Consider the following 24,021-nt stretch of genomic DNA (forward strand, 5'->3'; position numbering starts at 1 on the left):
TTGGGAGTACTTGTCTATTTAATAATCATGCTGCCGTTTCTCATCTTCGCCATTGTTCTATCGCAAGGTAAAGGATCTTTTCTACTTGAAGGCTTTCATACGATGGCACAGGAAGATAAAGAACAATATGATGAAAAGGCACTGGCAAGATTTATGGGAAAAATGATGTATGGCTACTGTTTTTGTGTCCTTTTATGGATACTAAACGAATTTTTCCATACACAATGGTTATTTCATGTAGGTCTTGTACTTTTTGTCGCCCTTACGATATTTTTATTGATCTATGCGAACACAGGTAATCGTTTCAAAAAATAGCATGTAAGAAAAAAGTAGAACCATTTTATAATGGTTCTATTTTTTTGTAAGCGCTTTATGAAAATTCTTTAAAATCTAAATATTTGGAAAACCGTAATTTTAGTGTCACGAATATGCTCGTTCATGCGCTGTTTTTCTTCTTTTCTGTAAAAATAGAATTTTAAGAATAATTAGTATTATTATAGATGACATTAAAAAATTACTAAGTTAGGAGAATTCTTTGATATGTCGCAAATGTTAGCACTGACGATAGTACTTGCTATTCTTTACATCGGAGATATCGTAGCAACAAGAACGAAGGCGTGGATTCCATCTGTGTTCGTCTGTGCGGTATTATTTTTAATTGGCTATTGGACATTCTTCCCGAAAGATATTGTTAGTATTGCCGGGATTGGTCCAGTCGTTGCCACGATGTTAATGTATTTATTAATTACGAATATGGGTACACTTCTGTCCCTTAAGGAATTGAAAAACCAGTGGAAAGCCATCGTTATTTCTTTAGCTGGTATTGTAGGCATCATCGCCATATTATTTACAATTGGTGCCTTGCTATTTGATTTAAAAACGATGATTGTTGCAGTTCCACCATTAGTCGGTGGTGTTGTGGCAGCGCTAGTGATGTCAGAAGGCGCTTCTGCAGCTGGCTTAGAGGATTTAGCCGTCTTTGCCATTGTAATTTATGTTATTCAAGGTTTTGCAGGATATCCCATCACGTCCATTGTATTGAAGCGTGAAGCAAAACGTTTATTAAAAGAACATCAGCAAGGGAATATACAATCGGTAACACAGGTAGAGGAAGATGTTGAACAGGCATCTGAGCAACCAAAATTATTTAGTAAAATTCCTACCAAGTACAATACAGAATACTTTAAATTTTTCCGTTTAGCGCTTGTTGGATTATTAGCGTATGGTACATCTACAGCATTAGCACCTGTTGTGACAGTCAATGCGTTAGTGCTATGCCTAGTGTTTGGTGTCCTTGCATCGACATTTGGTTTTTTAGAAAGACAACCATTGCAAAAAGCAAATGGCTTCGGTTTTGCCATTATGGGGTTAATGCTCTTTATATTTGATGGCTTAAAACAGGCTTCCCCTGAAATGCTGATGCGTATTATTGTGCCATTAGTAGTGTCTATTGTCTTAGCAGTCATTGGTATGTATATTTTCTCTTTCATCGCAGGAAAAGTTTTAAAGGTCAGCCCGAATTTAGCGTTTGCTGTATCCTTAACAGCGCTCTATGGGTTCCCAGCAGATTATATTTTAACGAATGAAGTAGTGAAATCGTCCACAGCCGATCAAAAAGAACGAGAAATGCTGTTAAGTCATATGTTACCACCGATGCTTGTGGGAGGTTTCATTAGTGTAACGATAACATCTGTGATTTTAGCGGGTATTTTTGTCAATTGGCTATAAAGAAGGAGAGAGTCAGCATGAATAAAATGAAAGAAATTATTGCGGAATTAAATAGTGAGCTTGTGGCAATTCGTCAAAAATTGCACAGTGAGCCAGAGCTATCTTGGGAAGAATATGAAACAACGAATTATGTAGCAGCATATTTAGAGAACCTTGGTATTCCGTATAGACGAACAGAGCCAACAGGCATTATTGCGGAGTTAAAAGGGGGCAAGGAAGGAAAAACCGTTGCCTTACGTGCAGATATGGATGCATTATCAGTTTATGAAATACGAGAAGATATTCCGTATCGCTCTAAAACTGATGGTAAGATGCATGCCTGTGGTCATGATGCGCATACAGCCATGTTGCTGATTGCAGCTAAGACATTACATATGGTACAAGAAGAAATTGAGGGAACAGTTCGTTTTATTTTCCAGCCAGCGGAAGAAGTAGCTACAGGCGCAAAAGCGATGGTAGAGCAAGGAGCAATGAAAGGTGTAGATAACGTCTTTGGTATTCATATTTGGTCACAAATTGACACAGGGAAAATTCAGTGTAATAAAGGTCCTGCCTTTGCCTCTGCTGATATTTTCAAAGTGCGCTTTAAAGGGCAGGGCGGTCATGCCGCAGTCCCACATGATGCCATTGATGCCGTGATGATTGCTTCAACGTTTGCTTTGAATGTCCAAACAGTTGTGGCACGTACAGTCAATCCACTTCAACCTGCCGTTCTTACAATTGGAAAAATGGAGGTTGGCACACGCTTTAATGTAATTGCAGAAGATGCCATTTTAGAAGGGACTGTGCGTTGTTTTGATAAAGAGGTTCGTTCACATATCGAAACGCAAATTCGTCATTATGCTGACCAGATTGCCTCACTTTATGGGGGCACAGCAGAGGTCGTTTATGAATATGGTACACAAGCCGTCAACAATGATGTGGCGAGTGCCAGCTTAGTCGAGCTCCTTGCAGCTGAACATTTTGGCGCGGATGCTTATCATATTGATGATCCGACAATGGGTGGAGAAGACTTTAGCTTTTACTTAGATGAAGTACCTGGCTGTTTTGCTCTAGTAGGCTCAGGCAATACAGAAAAGGATACACGCTGGGCACATCATAACGGTCATTTTAATATCGATGAAGATGGTTTGCGCGTTGGAGCCGAATTATATGTACAATATGCATTAACTTGGTTAAGCGAAAACTAATAAAGTGAAGTAACTAAGCTTCTTATGAAATTAGTATAAATTCACCTTAGCGGGTCATAATAAAGAAGATTTCACTTATGAAATCTATAATGATGAGGAGGATGAAAAATGAGTAGGTTCGAACAACTAGACCCCAAATCTCAAAAAATCCACCGCAACTGGTCAAGGATTAAGCGATCAAAATCGCAAGTAAATGGTGAAACGGAGATTACTCTCCATAACCGCCTCTTGCGAAGTGAAGCAAAGGCCCGTCAGTTTTAATCATGCTAGAAAAGTAAGTGTCATCAAGCCCAGAAAAAATTCTGGGTTTTTCTTTATGACTAAGAAAGATGTATTATATTGTAAGGAGGTAATTTCTAACAGAAAAGGAGAGGAAAGCTATGATTAATCCTATTCCCATTTATCTACAGCAATTTGCAGGAAACGTCCAAATTATAGATGACGTTGAATCCCAGCTTCAGCTTCATTCTAGTGCAGGCAATGAACAATTTGAAATTTGGTATTACGGTGATTTGCTAATGATTGAAGGGGAGGAAATGCCTTATATTACAGGCTCAACCGCTAGAATCGTTGCTAAAGATCCTTTATCCGCCGAGGAAATTTTGCTCTTTGATGCGACTCTACATGGTTATAATGCGCTATTTTGTGAGGCGTATACAGAGAATCACCGTGACAACCGTCCACTAGAAAAATATAATTTACCCGAAACAAAAGTCGTATTATCATTTTTCTATAACATCGACTATGACGAAGAAATAGACGACTATGAGGTAGATGAACAAGAAAATGTTCAACTTATAAATGGAGAAACCACTAACTGGGAAACGATTAAAAGAAATGGCTATGATGCATTTGCTTTTTATTTTAAAAAAGAAGATGGAACACTTTTAGCATTTGCTGAAGAAGAACTAGCCTAATAGGAAGGGATTTTCGCGAAATGCAACTCATACAATTTACACAAGATTTAGCAAATCCAATTCATCAATACCAATCCATCGATACATTTTATAGAAAAATCACGAAAACGGAAGTACCTACGACGATCGGTTTCATCTATATTGAGCCAGGCGGTGTGGTTGGTTTGCATGACGCGCCCATTCCACAGCTTTTTATCGTTATTAATGGAGAGGGATGGATTAGTGGTGAAGATGCTGAAAAAATCACGATAAAAACAGGACAGGGAGTACTATGGCATCAAGGACAGGCACATGAATCTGGTAGTATAACGGGCTTAACAGCACTTGTTATCCAAGCGGAGCAGATAAATCTTACATAAATAAAAGTGTAACGGTAGTTGCAAGAACCGTTACACTTTTTCATATTGTTTAACCAATTTAACTGTTTTAAGTAGATGGCCATCAAATTGTTCATCAAATTCTTCTATTGCTACAAATCCCTTTGCTTGATAAAAATGCATACCAAGTTTATTTTCTTTCTCTACACAAACAAATAAAGACGATAGATTTGGGAGCATGCGTAGTCCTTCCTGTAAAAGTGCAGTACCCACGCCCTTACCATGCATATCAGGATGTAAATAAATCGCATGTAGCTCCGCCTCACCTTGTGTTACATTTGAAAAATTAGCAAAGCCTACTAGCCATTCATCAAAAATTGCAACGAGAAACGGACTATTGATAAGACGTTCGATTAATCGTTCTCGACTATAAGCTAGTTGTAAAAAACGATCTTGAATGTCACGTGGAATGATTCCTTCGTATGTATGATGCCAGCTTATTCTAGCAATTTCTTGTACAAAAGTAATGTCATTTTCTTGCATCTGTCGTATAATAAGTGTCAACACTTTTCACCTGCTATTCCAATTTTTCTCTTTATTGTAACATTCAATCATTCAAAGGGGGTCACTTTCATGCAAGTAATTGAAAAAGCTTTTGGCTATATCACGAGAACGCATGAGGATCAATTACAGGTACTCGTATTTGAACAGAATTCAGTTGGGGCAGGTATCCAGGTGCCCAAAGGTACGGTTGAGGAAGGGGAAACACCTTTAGATGCTGTGAAACGTGAAATGCTAGAAGAAACAGGTCTAACCACACTTGTCGTTCAAGCGCTAATAGCACAGGACTATTTTAATCATCCATCAGGTGTTTTACAGAAACGGTATTTTTATCATTTAACATCCGATGAAACACGGGATGCATGGCAACATCATCCAACAGGCTTAAACGAAGGGGATTTAATCTTTTCATTCTATTGGATTTCAGCTGAGCAAGATGCCCTGCTAGCAAAGGGGCATGGCGATTATTTATACCGATTGTTAGCAAAGGTGAGAAATTGAACCTATTATAATAAAACCGCGTCAATTGGACGCGGTTTTTATGTTGATTCAATTAAGCCTTGGCAGCAATCTCTAGGGCTTGTGCAAAATCAGCAATTAAATCATCAACATGCTCAAGTCCTACAGAAAAACGTAGAAGACCATCTGTGATGCCTCGTTTAGCACGCTCTTCAGGCTCCATAGCAGCATGACTCATTTTTGCAGGGTAAGAAAGAATAGATTCTACTCCTCCAAGAGAGACCGCAAATACTGGAATTGTCATCGCCTCAACCAATACCTTTGCAGCTGTATAGCTTGGTAGTCGGAAGGATAAAACGGCCCCAGGACTTGTGCTTTGACGTTGATGAATAGCGTAGCCAGGGTGTGAAGCAAGCCCTGGATAGTAGACCTGCTCAACTAGTGGATTGCTAGCCAAATACACAGCAATTTTTTGTGCAGATTCAGCAGAACGACTAAAACGTACATCTGTTGTTTTGATGTTTTGTAGTAGTGTGAATGAATCCTGTACACCTAAAATATTACCGAATGAATTTTGGATAAAGTAGAGATCCTGACCTAGCTTTTCATCGGCAGTAACCGTTAAGCCAGCAATAATATCAGAATGTCCAGATAAAAACTTCGTTGCACTATGAATGACGACATCTACACCAAGTTCTAGTGGGCGTTGGTGTAACGGTGTCATAAAAGTATTATCCAAGAATGTAAGGCAGTGGTGTTGCTTGGCAAGCGCCACTACACCACGAATATCTGTAATGCCTAACGTTGGATTTGATGGTGTTTCCATATAAAGTAGTTTTGTAGCTGGCGTGATTGCTGCTTCTACAGCTGCTAGATCCGTAAAATCTACAAATGTATGGGAAATCCCAAAGCGCGGCAACACCTTTGTTACAAAACGATAGGTTCCACCATAAACATCCTCAGTCATGACGATATGATCTCCCTGCGATAACAGCATTAATGCTGCTGATACGGCAGCGATACCAGATGAAAATGCATGGGCACGAACGCCACCCTCAAGCTCTGCTACAGCTTTTTCTAACGCATCTCTTGTAGGGTTGCCTGAACGAGCATAATCATATTCTCCAAATTCATCTATACTTTCTTGATGGAAAGTAGAGGACAGATACATCGGGACGTTAACAGCCCCTTTTTTATTACTATAGCCATCACGAACACCTGCGTGAATGAGGCTTGTTTCAATACGTTGCTTCATCAATTACGCCTCTTTTCTAAGGATATCAAACACTTGTCGTAAGTCTGCAATTAAATCTTCTGCTTCCTCAATGCCAACAGAGAAGCGTAATAAACGATCACAAACGCCACGCTCCACACGCTCTTCATAAGGCATATCTGCATGTGTTTGTGTAGCAGGATACGTAATAAAGCTTTCGACACCGCCAAGACTTTCAGCAAAAGTAATTAACTTTAAGTTACGAAGGAATGGGTCAATCCACTCAGGCTTTTGCAAGCGGAATGACAGCATGCCACCTTTTCCAGTATAAAGGACATCGGTCACTAACTCTTCTTCCTCTAAGTAAGCAGCAATAGCCTTCGCATTGGCATCATGTTGCTTTAAGCGTAGATGCATTGTTTTTAGACCACGAATAAGTAACCATGAATCCATAGCTCCTAACACCATGCCACTACCATTATGAATAAAGCCAATGCGTTCGGCTAATTCTGTGCCTTTAGCAACCACTAGCCCAGCTAAAACATCATTATGACCACCAATATACTTCGTTGCAGAATGAAGCACAATATCTGCGCCTAATTCAATAGGGCGTTGGAAGTAAGGCGTATAAAAAGTATTATCCACAATTAACCATGCCCCATGCTTATGTGCTAACTCCGCATACACTTGTAAATCAAACTCCTGCATAAGTGGATTTGTTGGTGTTTCAATAAATATTGCACGTGTATTTTCATTCATTAATGCTTCCACCTGTTCAACCGATTCAAATTTTGAATAAACAGGCTTAATATTATAAGTATCTTGGAAGAAATTAAAAAGTCTATATGTACCACCATATAAATCATCTGGCACGACTAATTCATCGCCTGGTTTAAATAGGGATAACACCAATTGTATGGCAGCCATCCCGGAACTACAGGCAAAGCCCATATCGCCACCCTCTAAATCAGCAATTCCTGCTTCTAAAAGAGCACGTGTTGGATTTTTTGTACGTGTATAGTCAAAACCAGTAGATTCACCAATCCCAGTATGTTTATAAGCAGTCGATAAATGAATGGGTGGGCTTACAGCTCCTGTTGCTGGGTCACTTAAATTACCAAGTTGTACAAGCTTTGTTTCAATACTTCTGTTTAATGTCATGACGTCACTCTTTTCTTCAATATTATTAAAAGCAACAACTTTTGCTTTCAATTTAATAGTATTCTCAATAATTGTTACCAATTTAACATGGATACTAAAGAAGAACAAGGTGATTTCTGAAAATTAGCTAGATTATTTATAGTTAATCACCTAGGAATAGTAGGAGATTCCAGGATAAAGATAGAGCTAAAGAGAGGATAGTTTCAAGTTAGCGGATACAAGATAGAAAGTAGCGGTTAGAACGTGAAAAGTAGCGGATACAACGTAAAAAATGAGGGATAGAGCGGACAAAGTGGGGGATAGGTTCTGAAGTAGCGGATAGAACGTAAAAAGTGGCGGATACAACGCGAAAAGTGGTGGATAGAGCAGACAAAGTGGGGGATAGTTTTGAAGTAGCGGTTAGAACACAAAAAATAAAGGAGACAAAATAAAAACATCTGCCTCCTTTGAGAGACAGATGCTTTAACAACATGTTAGGCTTGTTCTTTTTTTAGCAAGTCGCGAATTTCTTTGAGAAGCTCTTCTTTGGCATCGAGTTCAGGTGCCGGTTCTTCCACGACTGCTTCTTCTTTTTTACGTGTGAGCTTTGTCATAATTCGTAAGGCCATAAAAATGGCAAATGCTATGATTAAAAAATCAATGATGGATTGTAGAAATACACCAAAATTGATTTGGGCTTCACCTGAGCCAAAAACAAAACTCTTTGTTAAATCAATACCACCTGTTAAAACACCGACTAATGGCATGATGATATTTTCAACTAAGGAGGTAACAATTTTACCGAAAGCACCACCAATGACTACTGCTACTGCTAGATCGACAATATTGCCTTTCATCGCAAATTCTTTAAAGTCTTTCCACAAAATAAATTCCTCCCTATTATTATCCAATAAACGAATCAATCTGTATTTTACTATATTTTTAGCAAACCTTTCAACTGCTTTCATGGTGGAAATGATGTACTTTCATAGATGTGGAAGACTTCATTCTTTCAAAATGAAAAGATATACTGCACATTACGGAAAATTTGGTAATATAGAAAAAGAATACTAGATTAGGTGTGACGTATGGCAAAGAAAAAGAATAACAAACCTCTGTTATCACCCGCGACAAAATTGGGTATGATAGCATTATTGATTCCAATTGCAATTACCGTTTATGTTCTCACATTTTTTGCTTGGAAGGAGCTTCAAACATTACCGATATTCGAAAAGCTTGTCCAGCAAAAGGCAATTGAGGAGATTCAACAGCATTTCGATATGAAAATTCCTGAGCAATACATTCCCGTTTATGTAGCTGCAGAAGAAAAATATGGTGTACCCTGGACATTACTTGCTGCGCATCATCGTATTGAAACACGGTTTTCTACGGTAAAATCAATGGTATCATCTGCTGGGGCAGAGGGGCATATGCAATTCATGCCCTGTACATTCGTTGGCTGGCAGCATCCCACATGCTCAGGTTTGGGAAAAGGAAGCATCACAAAAACTGAATTGATGAGTCCTGAGACGATTGCTAAATATGGAGGATATGGCGTTGACGCAAATGGGGATGGAATAGCTGATCCCTATGATATTGAGGATGCAGTATTTAGTGCTGCGAATTACTTATCCAAATACGGTGCTGCGACAGGGAATATTAAGAAAGCTGTTTACCAATACAACCATAGCGAGAAATATGTTGAGGATGTGTTATATTACTACCAGTTGTATGATGATTTTCACGATGAACTCCAAGCAGCTGTTCTCTTACATGAAAAAAAATAAAGAGCCATCACATTGGATGGCTCTTCATTACATATTTAAGTTGCTTTACGCATACCTTTTAAAATAAGGCTGACGATAAAGATCAACACGATGGCACCGATTAGTGCTGGGAACACGTAGAAATCACTTACTCTCCAGCCCCAGTTCCCTAAAACCATACTACCAATCCAAGAACCGACAATCCCTGCAATAATATTCCCGATGATGCCGCCTGGTACATCTTTACCTAAAATGACGCCAGCTAGCCATCCAAGAATTCCTCCAATAATTAAATACCAAATGAAACTAATCATTACTTTCATCTCCTTAAATTTAAGATATAATGGCGATTACTTAGTTATACCCTGAATGGAGTAGATTAAACACTGTGATTTTGTTTAGTAATTATTACATGTTGTAAATAAGGCTGTAGACAAGTGAATGCAGCTCCTTTGCTGTGCTCACTTTATAGCTAATCCCCCTGCATAAACTACCGTGAAAATGTCCACATTAACTACAATTACTTCTATATTGTACATACACCGATTATCGCTTACTTCTATAGTATGTTCATGTATTCAATTCGTACCAGAAATGCATGCAACGCCCAATCGCCAGTAACAATAAAAAAACAGCCATTTAACTAAATTATTTACTACAATAACCTTTTCATTCGTGAAAAAATACATTATTTTTTATTGAAACAGAATGTCAATTCTATGTGCGATTCCTTATTTCTTTGGGAGAATTTTTTGTGTAGAAAAAGAAAAATGGGTAAATTTCCACTTTTTAATAGTTTGAAAATTCTGTATAAAGGGATTATAATGTAGAAAAGGAGCGTGGTCATATGAATATGGCTGTTATGAAACGTCTAAATCGTCAAGGCTTTTTAATTGCTGGTTTGCATTTATTAGTAATGCTAAATCTTGCAGCTGATTTCTTATACGCATCGTAACCAATTTAATAGAAAGGTGAATGAAATGTTTATCCCATATTAAAACAACCGTGTAGTCTTATTGTAAAACAGGCTCACGGTTGTTTTATTATGCTTAATTAACTGAAAAAAGGAATTATTCCGCTAAATGTCAAATACATAGTTTATACAAGGGAGTGATGAAATGACGTCAAGATTGGATCAAGCATTTTGTGATTTGGAAAGACCATTTGCATGGTTAGATTTAGATGCACTAGATAAAAATATACAAATGGTTCAAGATGCTTGTGGGGGAAAACAAATTCGTATTGCAACAAAATCGATTCGTTCTATTGAGGTCCTTCTTTATATACAGAAAAAACTTGTGAATGTTGTGGGGTTTATGACATTTACTGCAGCAGAGACCCTTTTTTTATTAGAGCAGCAGTTTGATGACTTATTGCTTGGCTATCCAGTAATGGAGGAAGCAACGATTCGTCGATTGTTGCATTTTGTAAAGAAAGGAAAAATCGTCACCTTTATGGTAGACAGACCAGAACATATCCAACTATTGGAGAAATTAGGACAAGAGATTGGCGTACGTGTACAGGTTTGTATTGATCTTAATGTTTCTAATGATTTTAAAGTATTGTATTTTGGAACAAAACGTTCGTCATTGTCTTCTCTTGAAACGTTGACACCTTTTTTACAAACCATTCAAAACACCCCTGTAATTGAAGTGGTAGGAGCGATGGGCTATGAGGCTCAAATAGCAGGGGTGGGCAATCGTCCTGCAAATGCTTTAAAAGGTAGAGTCATAGAAGCCATACAAGTACAAGCCAAAAAGCAAGTAACGCAGTTTCGTCGATTAGCGATCGCCCATATCAAGGCTTATTTTCCAAATCTACGCTTTGTTAATGGTGGAGGATCAGGAAGTATGACGTACACCAATCAACAGAAGGAAGTAACGGAAATTACAGTTGGCTCGGCTTTTTATGCACCCGCATTGTTCGATCAATTTACACATTTACAGCTAGAAAAGGCTGCTGGATTTGCCTTACGTGTAACAAGAATGCCTGAAAAAAATATCGTTGTTTGTCATGGGGGAGGCTATACGGCTTCTGGAGCCATTGGGATGGATCGTTTGCCTGTATTCTATGACCCTACCACTTTTGCATATCTTAGCCTAGAAGGCGCAGGGGAAGTGCAAACACCTATTAAGGTCAAAGGGAAGATTATCAATATTGGCGATACCATTTATTTTCGACATGCGAAGGCAGGAGAGCTTTGTGAGCGTTTTCAGGTCCTGCATGCTATTCGTGGTGACAAGTATGCAGGACATTACACAACATATAGGGGAGATGGACAATGTTTTCTATAGAAAAATGGCGAAATGGTGAAAAGTGGACAAACTGGGCTGGGAATGTTATTTCCTATCCGAGTGAAATGTATTTACCACACTCTATTGATGAAGTTTCAGCAATTGTGAAGCATGCGTGTCAATCAGGAAAGACAATCCGTGTCACAGGTGCTGCTCATTCTTTTAGCGCTGTGGCTATGCCTGAGCATATAGCAATTTCCTTACATAATCTGCGTGGATTAATCGCTGTGAATGAGGAAAGGCAGGAGGCAACATTATGGGCGGGGACCTACCTATATGAAATTGGACCAATGCTAGCGAAACACGGTTTTGCGTTAATCAATATGGGCGATATACAGGAGCAAACCATTGCAGGGGCAGTGTCAACTGGCACACATGGCACAGGGGTTACACTTGGTTCTCTATCGTCAGCTGTCCAGGCATGGGGATTTGTAGACGGTACTGGTACTTATCAGGAACATAGGAGAGGTATGGATGATTTATCTGAAGCGCTGCATGTATCTCTTGGGATGCTAGGTGTTCTGGTCAAAGTAACGATTAAGGTCATACCACTATATGGTTTGCATTATGTGGGGGCAAGAGAAACATTGACAAATGGTCTCTCGTTATTTGCGGAGGATATTCGTCAACATCGTCATGTGGAGTGGTTTTATTTCCCTGGTAGTGAAACAATTCAAGTAAAACGGATGAATGCGGTCGCGCCTGTTTTTCAAAGTGAATGGAATAAAAAAATAGAAACGTTAAAGCTACAAATAGTAGAAAACGGGGCTTTCTTTGCGATGTCAGAGCTTTGTAAGTGGAAACCAGGTTTAAGTGGTGCCATGAGCAAGATAGCGGCTGCCAATGTGGTAGAAAGTGAAAAAGTAGGGATAAGCTACGAAATTTATCCCTCACCTCGTAGCGTGAAGTTTCAAGAGAGTGAATATGCCATCCCTTTATCACAGTTTGAAGCTTGTTTGGAGGAAATCCATGCAACCTTTAAAAAAGGGACTTTTAATGTTCATTTTCCTTTAGAGTGTCGAACAACTGCAGGCGAAGCAGGTTTTTTAAGTCCAACACAAGGGCGTGAGTCGGCTTTTATAGCCTTTCATATGTATAAGGGAATGGCAGAAGAGCCTTACTTTAAATGGGTGCATACATTGATGCAAAAATATGAAGGTCGTCCTCACTGGGGAAAACAACATCATTTAACAGCGCAAACGGTCTATGCGTTGTATCCAGAGATTGAAAAGTTTTTAAGCATTCGACACCAATACGATCCTGAACAAATATTTTTTACAGGATACTTAAAAAAGTTGTTTCTATTGTAAGCGTTATCTCTAGGATTGGATAACTTAGCTTATTCAAATATATGGGAATTTTTTATTTATCCATTTTTGTTTATTATTAAAAAATTAAAATTTGAACGAAATGTCAAAATTTTTATCAAAGCGAGATAAAACTGATGCTTAATCAGCATGTAAACGATTTCAATTTTGACAGATTTTTTTAATTGTTTAAACAATTCAAAAAATAGTGTTGACGAGACCTTTTTTTCGTACTATGATAACAACAATTTAACACGTTCGTTACAGCAGTAGTCGTCTAAGAGGCTATTACTCTATAAACAAAAATTAAAAAGACAGAACATTTTGTCTATAGCAACGAACATAGTATGGATAGCAATGAGGGGCGTTTAAAATGAGAAGTGACATGATTAAAGTAGGCGTAGATCGAGCGCCACATCGAAGTCTTTTATATGCAACAGGCAAAGTAAAAGCAAAAGATCTAGGCAAACCATTTATTGGGGTTTGTAACTCTTATATCGACATAATACCAGGTCACGTTCATTTACGTACGTTCGCTGATGTAGTGAAAGAAGCTATTATTGAAGCGGGTGGTATTCCATTCGAATTTAATACAATTGGTGTCGATGATGGTATTGCAATGGGGCATATTGGTATGCGTTATTCCTTACCAAGTCGTGAAATTATAGCAGACTCTGCTGAAACAGTTATTAATGCACATTGGTTTGATGGCGTATTTTATATTCCAAACTGTGACAAAATTACACCAGGAATGCTTATGGCAGCAGTTCGTACGAATGTACCATCTATCTTTGTTTCAGGTGGTCCAATGGAGGCAGGAACTTCTGCAGCAGGGAAACAGCTTTCCTTAACATCTGTGTTTGAAGGTGTAGGAGCACACAAATCAGGAAAAATGTCTGCGGAAGAGCTGTTGGATATTGAGAATAATGCTTGTCCGACGTGTGGTTCATGCTCAGGCATGTTTACAGCAAATTCCATGAACTGCTTAATGGAAATGCTTGGTGTTGCTTTACCTGGAAATGGTACAATCGTTGCCACTTCTGAAGAGCGTCACAAGCTGATTAAAGAAGCAGCTAAGCAATTAATTCGCATGGTCAAGGAAGACGTTAAACCTCGCGATATTATTACAAAAGAGGCAATTGATGATGCTTTTGCTCTTGATATGGCAATGGGGGGCTCCACAAATACAGTTCTTCATACATTAGCAATTGCCAATGAAGCCGAAATAGATTACAACATTGAAGATATTAATAAAGTAGCGGAAAGAGTGCCTTATTTAGCAAAAATCATGCCTGCTTCAGATATTTCAATGGATGATATTAATAAAGCAGGTGGAGTAAGTGCCATTATTAATGAATTAACATCTATTCCAGGTGCTATTCATCCAGACCGTCCAACCGTAGCAGGCGTTACAATGGGTGAGCTTGTCAAAGATTATCACATCACGAATGATCAAGTCATTCGAACAAAAGACAATCCGTATAGTGCTGTAGGTGGATTATCAGTTTTATTCGGTAACATCGCACCAGATGGCTCTGTTATTAAAGTAGGGGCCGTTGATCCTTCTATCAAAGTATTCAAGGGCGAGGCAATTGTCTTTGATTCACAAGAAGCAGCACAAGAAAACATTGATAATGGAACGGTGAAAGAGGGCCATGTAGTCGTCATTCGCTATGAAGGACCTAAGGGTGGCCCAGGGATGCCAGAAATGCTTGCACCAACATCTGCCATTCAAGGTCGAGGCCTTGGTACAAAGGTTGCATTAATTACAGATGGTCGTTTCTCAGGTGCATCTCGTGGTATTTCAATTGGCCATATTTCACCAGAAGCTGCTGAAGGCGGTCCAATCGCTTTAGTAGAAAACGGAGATATTATCGAAATTGATCTACCAAATCGTACGATTAATTTACAAGTTTCAGATGAAGTTTTAGCTGAACGTCGTGCAAAATTACCAGTCTTTGAGCCAAAAATCAAACGTGGTTGGTTAGCAAGATATTCAAAATTAGTGACGAGCGCTTCCACTGGAGGCGTAATGAAAATTTAACAACTAGATAAATAAAAACGTTGATGAGGTTAAAGGTTCTAGAGCCTTGTATCTACCAGAGAGCCGGTCGTGCTGGAAGCCGGCGATACAACTAGATCCGACATCCCCTCGGAGTGGGCTATTAAACGTGTTTACACCATTAGATAGCTCCGGGCATAGTCGAAAGTGCTCGTTATTAATGAATAAATGTTTTATGGCACTATATTGGATGCGATGTCTTTCGCATTGGTGCATAAATGCTGTCATTTATTCGCGAGGTAGCAATTATTTGCTATAAAAAAGGGTGGTACCATGGAAAGTCTTTTTCATCCCTACGTAAGGTAGTTCTTTGCGTGTGGAGAAAAAGGCTTTTTATTATTTTCACGATGCAATTGAACAGCCTCTCAACGAAAAGGATGAGAGGAATAGTCAATCCAGCTATTGACACTTCACTAATCTACAACACTGATGTGTGAGTTTGAAAGAAATGAAGGAGGCATAATTTGATGAGTGCGAATGTTTCAATCAATGAACAAGAACAATTAGCTACAACAGCAACAGCTGAACAAACCTATCAAGCGAAGGACGGTGCAGATGTATTAGTGCAGGCATTGCACGATCAAGGGGTTGAAATTGTCTTTGGCTATCCAGGAGGAGCCGTATTACAAATTTATGATGCGATGTATAAAAACCCAATTCGCCATATTTTAACAAGACATGAACAGGGTGCTATTCATGCGGCGGAAGGCTATGCTCGTGTTTCAGGTAAAACGGGCGTTGTTATTGCCACAAGTGGACCTGGTGCAACAAACCTTGTAACAGGTATTGCGGATGCCATGATCGACTCTATTCCATTGGTTGTTTTTACAGGACAGGTTGCGACATCTGTGATCGGTACAGATGCTTTCCAAGAAGCCGATATTATGGGGATTACAACACCGATTACAAAGCACAACTATCAGGTGCAGGATGTCAATGATATTCCCCGCATTGTGAAGGAAGCTTTCCATATCGCTAGCACAGGTCGTAAGGGACCAGTTGTCGTGGATTTCCCAAAAAACGTTTCCCAAATGTTGTTTGATGTAGAGAATCCACCGCAAGCACCTGATGAAATTTATTTACCAGGCTATCAGCCAACATATAAACCAAATTATTTACAAGTCCAAAAGGCGATTCAAGCCATTTCATTGGCAAAAAACCCAATCATCTTAGCGGGTGCAGGTGTTCTTTTTGCGGATGCACGTGAGGAATTAACGACTTTCGCAGAAAAATATCGTATTCCAGTAACGAACACATTGCTAGGATTGGGCTCCATCCATGGTGAACATGACTTATTCCTTGGGATGGCTGGGATGCATGGTACAGCTACAGCAAATACAGCGATCACAAAATCGGATTTATTACTCAATATTGGGGCACGATTTGATGATCGTCTAACAGGTAATCTAGCTACATTTGCACCAAATGCAACGATTATCCATATCGATATTGATCCTGCTGAAATTGGCAAAAATGTACCGACAGATATTCCAATTGTTGCTGATGCCAAGGAGGCTTTAAAAGCACTATTGAAAAAGGATTTCCAAGGTCCTGATACAGCCGATTGGTTAGCTTATTTAAGGAATCATGCGATGGAATATCCATTATGGTATTGCAAGGATACAAATACGCAAGAAATCCTACCACAAGAGGCATTGCAATTAGTGCACAAGGTAACTGAAGGTAATGCCATTGTGACGACAGATGTTGGGCAGCATCAAATGTGGGCAGCGCAATATTATCATTTAAATAATGATCATTCATGGGTAACGTCTGGTGGACTTGGTACGATGGGCTTCGGCTTCCCGGCCGCAATTGGCGCCCAATTTGCGAAGCCAGACAAAAAAGTTATTTCGATTGTAGGAGATGCAGGATTCCAAATGACGGCACAGGAGCTATCCATCCTACAGGAATTTAACTTACCAGTAAAAATAGTGATTTTGAATAATAGCTGTCTTGGCATGGTACGTCAATGGCAACAAACATTCTATGAAGAGCGCTATTCATCATCACTTATGCCGATCCAACCAGATTTTGTTAAGTTAGCTGATGCTTATAACATTAAAGGTTATCGTATTAACACAATCGATGAAGCAGAGTCTATTTTCCGTGAGGCACTGTTGTCTGATGAGCCAGTATTAATTGACTGTCGAGTGAAACAGCTTGAATGTGTTTACCCAATGGTAGCACCTGGCACAGGCTTACATGAAATGATTGGGGTGAAAAAAAATTGAAGCGAGTAATTACCGTAACTGTGATTAACCAAAGTGGTGTATTAAACCGTTTGACAGGTTTATTGATGAAGCGTCAGTTCAATATTGAATCGATTACAGTAGGTCATACGGAGCAACCGAATTTTTCAAAGATGACCTTCGTTGTCAACATAGAGGACGAACGCAAAATTGAGCAACTAGTGAAACAGCTATCCAAGCAAATTGATGTGTTAAAGGTCAATGACATTACCGATAAATCGATTGTTCTGCGAGAGCTAGCACTAGTAAAGGTGATTTCCCCACCAAATTTACGTTTGGAAATGAATTCAATTGTTGAACCGTTCCGCGCCCAAATTATTGATACAGCCAAAAATGTTGTGACGTATCAAGTAGTAGGGCATCCAGAGAAGATTGATGCCTTTATCGAACTCATTCGACCATATGGCATTAAAGAACTTACACGTACAGGGGCAACTGCCTCCGTTCGTGAAACACAAAAAGTCTCAAACCCGCAGCTCTCTATTTTAAAATAGTTTGCATATAAAAATGAATAGCTTTATAGACAGAGCAAGTATCTAAAGCTATAAAAAACAAAACATATTCTAGGAGGAAATTAACAATGGCTACAATGTACTATGAGCGAAATATCAACGAGGACGTATTAAAAGGAAAGAAAATCGCAATTATCGGTTACGGTTCACAAGGTCATGCACATGCTTTAAACCTTAAAGAATCAGGTTTTGACGTGGTAGTAGGGGTTCGTCCAGGTGGATCCTTCGATGCGGCAAAAGCAGATGGTATTGACGTGAAAACAGTGGCTGAAGCAGCACAAGAAGCAGATGTTATCCAAATTCTACTACCAGATGAGCGCCAAAAAGCAGTTTATGAAGCGGAAATTGCGCCACATTTACAAGCTGGTAAAGCATTGATGTTTGCACACGGCTTCAATATCCATTTCGGTCAAATTACACCACCAGCAGACGTTGACGTATTTTTAGTAGCACCAAAAGGACCAGGACATCTAGTTCGTCGTCAATTCCAAGAAGGTGCTGGGGTACCAGGACTATTCGCTATTCACCAAGATGCTACAGGCCAAGCAAAAGATTTAGCGCTTGCGTATGGTAAAGGAATCGGTGCTGCACGTGGTGGGCTTCTTGAAACAACATTCAAAGAAGAAACAGAGACAGATTTATTCGGTGAACAAGCGGTACTTTGTGGTGGTGCAACACAGCTAGTAAGAGCAGGATTCGAAACATTAGTAGAAGCTGGTTATCAACCAGAATTAGCCTACTTTGAAACACTACATGAGCTTAAATTAATTGTTGACCTAATGTTTGAGGGCGGTATGGCAACAATGCGCTACTCAGTTTCAGATACAGCAGAGTGGGGAGATTATGTTGCAGGACCACGCATTATCGATGAGTCTGTAAAAGCTCGTATGAAAGACGTATTAACAGATATCCAAGATGGTACATTTGCTCGTCGTTGGATTCAAGAAAATGAAAATGGTCGTCCAGAATATACAAAATTCAAAGAAGCTGGTGCGAACCATCAAATCGAAGAAGTAGGCGCAAAACTACGTGCTATGATGCCATTCATCAACGAAGGTAAAGAAAAAGTTGTGAGAGAAGTGGCGACAAGTGCGAAAAATTGATATTTTCGATACTACGCTTCGCGATGGTGAACAATCTGCAGGGATCAACTTAAACACAGCCGAGAAGATTGAAATTGCCAAACAATTAGAGCGCCTTGGTGTGACAATTATAGAAGCAGGATTTCCTGCTTCGTCACCTGGTGACTTTGATGCAGTCCATCGCATTGCAGGTACAGTAAAAAATTCCATTGTGACGGGGCTAGCTCGCTGTATCCAAAAGGATATTGATGCTACATGGGAAGCGATAAAAGTAGCACAACAGCCACATATTCACATTTTTCTAGCCACATCACCTATTCATATGGAATACAAATTAAAAAAATCCCCTGAGCAAGTGGTGGAGCAAGCGGTAGAGGCTGTTAAATACGCTAAAAAGTACTTCCCACTTGTACAATGGTCTGCCGAGGATGCATTCCGCTCTGATCGTGAATTTTTAGTGCGAATTATGAACGAAGTGGTTGCTGCTGGTGCAACAACGATTAATGTTCCAGACACTGTAGGGTATGCATCCCCGCAAGAATATGGTGCATTATTTAAGTTCCTACTGGAAAATGTCAAAGGTGCTGATAAAGTGAAATTCTCTGCCCATTGTCATGATGATTTAGGGATGGCAACAGCTAACACGATTGCCGCAATAGAAAATGGTGCTGCACAAGTCGAAGGAACAATCAATGGTATCGGCGAACGCGCAGGTAATGTGGCACTCGAGGAAATTGCTGTAGCACTTCATATTCGCAAGGATATTTATCAGGTGCAAACGGGCATTCAGTTGCAAGAAATTAAACGTACGTCTCAATTAGTCAGTAAATTGACAAATGTTGTGATTCAGCCAAATAAAGCGATTGTAGGAAGAAATGCTTTTGCACACGAATCGGGCATCCATCAAGACGGTGTCTTAAAAAATCCAGAAACCTATGAAATTATTTCACCTGCTTTAATCGGCGAAGGTGAGATTCCATTAGTTCTCGGGAAACATTCTGGTCGTGCAGCCTTCCGTGATCGTGCGGAAACAATGGGCTTCCATCTTTCTGATGAAAAGTTGAACAAAGCATTTGTGGAATTTAAAAAATTGGCTGATCGTAAAAAAGAAATTACAGAGGAAGATTTACTTACTCTTCTTACTGAGCAACAAGTTCAAGTAGAAGATGTACCACTCTTTGAGTTGAAAATGGTGCAGGTGCAATATGGTACTGAAAATATTCCTACAGCTACAGCTATTGTGCTTACACCTGAGGGACTAGAAAAAACCGTTGTAGCTACTGGCTCTGGTTCAGTAGAAGCAATTTTTAATACACTGGAGCAACTTGTACCTGGAGCTGTACATGTCATTGATTACCGTGTGACATCGGTTGGCAAAGGACGAGATGCACTGGGTGAAGCGGTTATTAATATTCGCTATGATGAGGTTTCGACTACAGGCCGTAATTCCTCTCAAGATGTTTTAGAAGCATCGGCAAAAGCTTATTTAAATGCTATTAACCGTCATTTAATTCAAGCAAGCCTTCGCGCACATCCTGTATAGGTTTCTGAGGTAGTGAATTGTATGAAGTACCATTCACAAGTCGGATGCAATGATGTCATGGCGTATTGTATCAATTAACCAAAAATTACGCTTAGACGTAATGACTACGCTCACCTCGATAAAAGGTAGGTGAGCGTCTTTACTAAATTAGCGAATACGCTATACAAAGAAAGGTGTTTTGACGATGGAGAGAAAAATTACAGTACTTCCCGGTGATGGAATTGGGCCAGAGGTTGTTGCTTCTGCTGTACGTGTATTACAGGTGATTGGTAAACGATTTAATCATACATTTCATTTAGGATATGCAACAATTGGTGGTGCTGCGATTGACCAGCACAATAATCCATTACCTGATGAAACAATCGAGATGTGTGAAAATAGTGATGCGATTTTATTAGGAGCTGTAGGTGGTCCAAAGTGGGATCAAAACCCTCCTGAATTGCGCCCAGAAAAAGGGTTACTGCGAATTCGGAAACACTTCGATTTATTTGCCAATCTACGTCCAGTAAAGGCGTTCCCGAGTTTACTAGATGCTTCACCATTAAAGCGTGAAGTGGCTGAGAACGTTGATTTAATGATTGTACGTGAACTAACAGGCGGCGTATACTTCGGGGAACCACGTATGCGTACTGAAAATGGCGCAATTGATACAACGGTTTACTCTAAAGCAGAGGTAGAGCGTATCGTTGAAAATGCCTTTGAACTAGCACGTTTACGTGGTGGCAAATTATGCTCTGTTGACAAGGCGAATGTGCTTGAAACAAGTCGCTTATGGCGTGAAGTTGTAGAAGCAAAGAAAAAAGAGTATCCAGATGTAATCGTAGAACATAACCTAGTAGACTCTGTCGCAATGAAACTTATTACAAATCCTGGACACTATGATGTAGTCGTTACTGAAAATATGTTTGGTGATATTTTAAGTGATGAAGCATCTGTTATTACTGGTTCTCTAGGTGTTTTACCATCCGCATCCATTCGTGGTGATAATTTTGGCTTATATGAACCAGTACATGGCTCCGCACCAGAAATTGCAGGGCAAGGTGTAGCAAATCCTGCTGCAACCATTTTATCCGTAGCGATGATGCTGCAATATTCATTTGGCTTAAAAGAAGAAGCAGCAGAAATTGAACGCGCGGTAAGTGCAGTATTTGATGATGGCTACTTTACAGCAGATCTTGCTCGTGACGGCAGTCGTATTTTATCGACTAATGAATGGACAGATAAGGTAATTAACGAAATTGATACTAGCTTTGTATCACAAAGTATTATGACAACATATATTTAAAGAAATAGGTGAAGACAATGGGTAAAAATATAATTGAAAAGATTTGGGATAAACATGTTGTTTATCAGGAAGAGGGCAAACCGGACCTGTTATATATTGATCTTCATTTAATTCATGAAGTAACATCTCCGCAAGCTTTTGAAGGGTTACGCATGAACGGACGTAAAGTGCGTCGTCCTGATTTAAGCTTTGCGACAATGGATCATAACGTACCAACAAAAAATTTACCAACTATCCATGATCCCATTGCGCGCAATCAAATCGAAACATTAGCTAAAAATGCTGAGGAATTTGGCGTTGAGTTAGCGGGCATGGGTCACCCTGACCAAGGGATTGTCCATGTGATTGGGCCAGAGCTTGGATTAACACAGCCTGGTAAAACCATTGTTTGTGGTGATTCTCATACATCGACACACGGTGCCTTCGGGGCCATTGCATTTGGTATTGGAACATCAGAGGTGGAGCATGTATTATCGACGCAAACATTATGGCAAAATAAGCCGAAAACGATGGAGATTCGTGTTGAAGGGGAGCTACCAGTTGGGGTAGCGGCAAAGGATATTATTCTAGCCATCATTGCCAAGTTCGGAATAGGTGTTGGTACAGGACATATTGTGGAATTCACTGGAGAGGCTATCCACAAACTATCTATGGAAGAACGCATGACGATTTGTAATATGTCAATTGAGGCAGGCGCAAAAGCAGGGCTTATCTCACCTGACCAAACAACAGTCGATTATATTCGTGGACGCAAATATGCACCGCAGGGAGAAAAATTGGAAGAAGCAGCCGCTTACTGGTTAAGTCTTGCTTCAGACGAAGATGCAACGTACGATACGGTTCGTATTATAAAAGCTGAAGAAATTGAACCAATCATTACGTGGGGAACAAACCCATCGATGGGTACTGGTGTTTCTGGGCATGTTCCAACACAAGCAGATTATGAGGATGAATCAGACAAGGCGGCACTTCAAAAAGCACTTGCCTATATGGGCTTAGAGGAAGGCCAGCCATTAACATCCATTGACATCCAGCATGTCTTCATTGGCTCCTGTACAAACTCACGCATTAGTGATTTGCGTGCAGCTGCTGATGTTATCAAAGGGCGTAAGGTGCATGACAAGGTCACAGCCATCGTTGTCCCAGGCTCACATACAACGAAAAAACAAGCAGAGGCAGAAGGTTTAGATAAAATATTTATGGATGCAGGCTTTGAATGGCGAGAGTCTGGTTGCTCGATGTGTCTTGCGATGAATGATGACATCGTACCAGCTGGAGAACGCTGTGCCTCTACCTCAAACCGCAACTTTGAAGGACGTCAGGGCGCTGGAGCTCGTACACATTTAGTGTCACCACCAATGGCAGCAGCCGCTGCGATTGCAGGTCACTTCGTCGATGTACGTGAATTTGTGAAGGAAACAGTGTAAGTCTTGCTTTACTCGGGAAGGGATGATTGAAAAATGGAACCAATTAATATCGTAAATAGTGTCATCACACCACTTGATCGAAAAAATGTTGATACCGATCAAATTATTTCAAAAGAATTTCTAAAACGTATTGAGCGCACAGGTTTTGGACAGTTTTTATTTTACCATTGGCGTTTCGATGCACAAGGGAATGAAATAGCTGACTTTGTATTAAATAAACCTGAATTTAAAGAATCTAAAATTCTAGTGGCGCAAGATAATTTCGGCTGTGGCTCCTCTCGTGAACATGCACCATGGGCAATTTTAGATTACGGTTTTAACGTTGTGATTGCACCTTCTTTTGCAGATATTTTCCATAATAACTGCTTCAAAAACGGTATCTTACCGATTAAGCTAACAGAATCGGAATGTGATGCTATTTTAGCAAAAGGCTTAGCAAAGCCCTATAGTATGGAAGTAAATCTTGCAGAGCAAACCGTAACAGGGGAAGATGGTACAGTCTATCATTTTACAATTGACCCATACTATAAAGAAACGTTACTGAATGGCTGGGATGAAATCGCCTTAACCTTTAAATACGAGGACCACATTGCCGCATATGAGGCGAAGCGAGTAGCCTATTAATTGATATGACTGAAGACAAGTTTTATGTTGTCTTCAGTTTTTTTGTGTTTGTAGTGCATTTCCTATATGAAATTATTTATAATAAAGGAAACATCAAATGCGAAGGTGGCACTATGTTATCATTATAATAATATTTGTATATTAAAGGACAAATCCAGCCAGTTTTTGAAAGCGTCATCTGAAGCATTGCTTCGCATAACAGGAAGATAGCCTGAGTGACTAGATCGTTTTCATTTAACGAGTAAAAGAAGCTCGTATCGATTTACAGTAAGTGAAAGAATTTAGGGCATCCCTAAAACAGTCGATAGGTTTTTAGTTTATACGAATTTTTATATTGTTAAG

23 protein-coding genes are annotated in these 24,021 nt (G+C 39.6%); 18 read left to right on the top strand and 5 right to left on the bottom strand.

All coding sequences use genetic code 11. The features are described from left to right. The 6 genes from ACMGGO_RS08500 to ACMGGO_RS08525 all read left to right on the top strand — a co-directional run bounded on the left by ACMGGO_RS08500 (position 1) and on the right by ACMGGO_RS08525 (position 4,194). Complete coding sequence (locus tag ACMGGO_RS08500; RefSeq protein WP_082148133.1) at positions 1 to 315, top strand: DUF3784 domain-containing protein; 315 nt, start codon at positions 1 to 3, stop codon at positions 313 to 315. A gap of 225 nt (positions 316 to 540) precedes the next feature. Then, positions 541 to 1,728, top strand: a complete 1,188-nt coding sequence (locus ACMGGO_RS08505) for a hypothetical protein (RefSeq protein WP_115673345.1) — start codon at positions 541 to 543, stop codon at positions 1,726 to 1,728. Positions 1,729 to 1,745: 17 nt separating this feature from the next. Further along, positions 1,746 to 2,918 carry an amidohydrolase gene (locus tag ACMGGO_RS08510; RefSeq protein ID WP_420281779.1) on the top strand — a complete coding sequence of 391 codons (1,173 nt, stop codon included), beginning with the start codon at positions 1,746 to 1,748 and terminating at the stop codon, positions 2,916 to 2,918. 108 nt (positions 2,919 to 3,026) lie between these two features. Continuing rightward, a complete protein-coding gene (locus tag ACMGGO_RS08515; protein ID WP_004231380.1) occupies positions 3,027 to 3,179 on the top strand; it encodes a YpzG family protein in 153 nt (50 codons plus the stop codon). A 119-nt stretch (positions 3,180 to 3,298) separates the two neighbouring features. Further along, positions 3,299 to 3,835: a hypothetical protein gene (locus ACMGGO_RS08520; RefSeq protein ID WP_420281780.1), complete on the top strand. Its 537-nt coding sequence runs from the start codon at positions 3,299 to 3,301 to the stop codon at positions 3,833 to 3,835. A gap of 20 nt (positions 3,836 to 3,855) precedes the next feature. Further along, the gene (locus tag ACMGGO_RS08525; protein ID WP_279495374.1) at positions 3,856 to 4,194 is read left to right on the top strand and encodes a cupin domain-containing protein; all 339 of its coding nucleotides are present in this window, start codon (positions 3,856 to 3,858) and stop codon (positions 4,192 to 4,194) included. A 30-nt stretch (positions 4,195 to 4,224) separates the two neighbouring features. On the opposite strand, the gene ACMGGO_RS08530 is transcribed toward ACMGGO_RS08525, so the two are convergent. Next, complete coding sequence (locus tag ACMGGO_RS08530) at positions 4,225 to 4,716, bottom strand: GNAT family N-acetyltransferase (protein WP_004231387.1); 492 nt, start codon at positions 4,714 to 4,716, stop codon at positions 4,225 to 4,227. A 69-nt stretch (positions 4,717 to 4,785) separates the two neighbouring features. Here ACMGGO_RS08530 and ACMGGO_RS08535 point away from each other — a divergent pair, with 69 nt between their 5' ends. Continuing rightward, entirely contained in the window at positions 4,786 to 5,214 is a 429-nt protein-coding gene (locus ACMGGO_RS08535) for an NUDIX hydrolase (protein WP_004231389.1), read from the top strand. A gap of 52 nt (positions 5,215 to 5,266) precedes the next feature. Here ACMGGO_RS08535 and ACMGGO_RS08540 read toward each other — a convergent pair whose 3' ends face one another. The 3 genes from ACMGGO_RS08540 to mscL form a co-directional block, all read right to left on the bottom strand. Further along, positions 5,267 to 6,427, bottom strand: coding sequence for an aminotransferase class I/II-fold pyridoxal phosphate-dependent enzyme (locus ACMGGO_RS08540; RefSeq protein ID WP_420281781.1), 1,161 nt, complete (start codon positions 6,425 to 6,427; stop codon positions 5,267 to 5,269). A 3-nt stretch (positions 6,428 to 6,430) separates the two neighbouring features. Next, positions 6,431 to 7,546 (bottom strand): methionine biosynthesis PLP-dependent protein, encoded by a 1,116-nt coding sequence (locus ACMGGO_RS08545; RefSeq protein ID WP_026023403.1) that lies wholly within the window; start codon positions 7,544 to 7,546, stop codon positions 6,431 to 6,433. A gap of 473 nt (positions 7,547 to 8,019) precedes the next feature. After that, on the bottom strand, positions 8,020 to 8,409 hold the full coding sequence (gene mscL / locus ACMGGO_RS08550) for a large conductance mechanosensitive channel protein MscL (RefSeq protein WP_009370295.1): 390 nt from the start codon (positions 8,407 to 8,409) through the stop codon (positions 8,020 to 8,022). 204 nt (positions 8,410 to 8,613) lie between these two features. Here mscL and ACMGGO_RS08555 point away from each other — a divergent pair, with 204 nt between their 5' ends. After that, positions 8,614 to 9,312 carry a lytic transglycosylase domain-containing protein gene (locus tag ACMGGO_RS08555; protein ID WP_016995260.1) on the top strand — a complete coding sequence of 233 codons (699 nt, stop codon included), beginning with the start codon at positions 8,614 to 8,616 and terminating at the stop codon, positions 9,310 to 9,312. A gap of 35 nt (positions 9,313 to 9,347) precedes the next feature. Here the strand turns inward: ACMGGO_RS08555 and ACMGGO_RS08560 are convergent, their stop codons facing one another. Then, complete coding sequence (locus ACMGGO_RS08560; protein ID WP_004231402.1) at positions 9,348 to 9,605, bottom strand: GlsB/YeaQ/YmgE family stress response membrane protein; 258 nt, start codon at positions 9,603 to 9,605, stop codon at positions 9,348 to 9,350. An 804-nt stretch (positions 9,606 to 10,409) separates the two neighbouring features. Between ACMGGO_RS08560 and ACMGGO_RS08565 the strand changes: the two genes are divergently transcribed. The 10 genes from ACMGGO_RS08565 to leuD all read left to right on the top strand — a co-directional run bounded on the left by ACMGGO_RS08565 (position 10,410) and on the right by leuD (position 23,679). Continuing rightward, complete coding sequence (locus ACMGGO_RS08565; protein ID WP_420281782.1) at positions 10,410 to 11,585, top strand: amino acid deaminase/aldolase; 1,176 nt, start codon at positions 10,410 to 10,412, stop codon at positions 11,583 to 11,585. After that, positions 11,573 to 12,895, top strand: a complete 1,323-nt coding sequence (locus ACMGGO_RS08570; RefSeq protein ID WP_305192902.1) for a D-arabinono-1,4-lactone oxidase — start codon at positions 11,573 to 11,575, stop codon at positions 12,893 to 12,895. The genes ACMGGO_RS08565 and ACMGGO_RS08570 overlap by 13 nt, the downstream gene beginning before the upstream one ends. 370 nt (positions 12,896 to 13,265) lie before the next feature. Continuing rightward, the gene (ilvD, locus tag ACMGGO_RS08575) at positions 13,266 to 14,936 is read left to right on the top strand and encodes a dihydroxy-acid dehydratase (RefSeq protein ID WP_004231412.1); all 1,671 of its coding nucleotides are present in this window, start codon (positions 13,266 to 13,268) and stop codon (positions 14,934 to 14,936) included. Positions 14,937 to 15,421: 485 nt separating this feature from the next. Continuing rightward, complete coding sequence (gene ilvB / locus ACMGGO_RS08580) at positions 15,422 to 17,188, top strand: biosynthetic-type acetolactate synthase large subunit (RefSeq protein WP_054550476.1); 1,767 nt, start codon at positions 15,422 to 15,424, stop codon at positions 17,186 to 17,188. Then, on the top strand, positions 17,185 to 17,700 hold the full coding sequence (ilvN, locus tag ACMGGO_RS08585) for an acetolactate synthase small subunit (protein WP_016991907.1): 516 nt from the start codon (positions 17,185 to 17,187) through the stop codon (positions 17,698 to 17,700). Before ilvB ends, ilvN begins: the two co-directional genes overlap by 4 nt. 86 nt (positions 17,701 to 17,786) lie before the next feature. Further along, a complete protein-coding gene (gene ilvC, locus ACMGGO_RS08590; protein WP_420281783.1) occupies positions 17,787 to 18,821 on the top strand; it encodes a ketol-acid reductoisomerase in 1,035 nt (344 codons plus the stop codon). Beyond that, positions 18,808 to 20,343 carry a 2-isopropylmalate synthase gene (locus tag ACMGGO_RS08595; protein WP_048392386.1) on the top strand — a complete coding sequence of 512 codons (1,536 nt, stop codon included), beginning with the start codon at positions 18,808 to 18,810 and terminating at the stop codon, positions 20,341 to 20,343. Before ilvC ends, ACMGGO_RS08595 begins: the two co-directional genes overlap by 14 nt. A gap of 184 nt (positions 20,344 to 20,527) precedes the next feature. Then, positions 20,528 to 21,628 (top strand): 3-isopropylmalate dehydrogenase, encoded by a 1,101-nt coding sequence (gene leuB / locus ACMGGO_RS08600; RefSeq protein ID WP_004231422.1) that lies wholly within the window; start codon positions 20,528 to 20,530, stop codon positions 21,626 to 21,628. A gap of 17 nt (positions 21,629 to 21,645) precedes the next feature. Next, the gene (gene leuC / locus ACMGGO_RS08605) at positions 21,646 to 23,055 is read left to right on the top strand and encodes a 3-isopropylmalate dehydratase large subunit (protein ID WP_279495346.1); all 1,410 of its coding nucleotides are present in this window, start codon (positions 21,646 to 21,648) and stop codon (positions 23,053 to 23,055) included. Between the two features lie 33 nt (positions 23,056 to 23,088). Beyond that, positions 23,089 to 23,679 carry a 3-isopropylmalate dehydratase small subunit gene (leuD, locus tag ACMGGO_RS08610; RefSeq protein WP_048392388.1) on the top strand — a complete coding sequence of 197 codons (591 nt, stop codon included), beginning with the start codon at positions 23,089 to 23,091 and terminating at the stop codon, positions 23,677 to 23,679. The last annotated feature ends 342 nt before the right edge of the window (positions 23,680 to 24,021 follow it).

This window comes from Lysinibacillus sp. BNK-21 (assembly GCF_048684915.1).
Taxonomy (GTDB): domain Bacteria; phylum Bacillota; class Bacilli; order Bacillales_A; family Planococcaceae; genus Lysinibacillus; species Lysinibacillus capsici.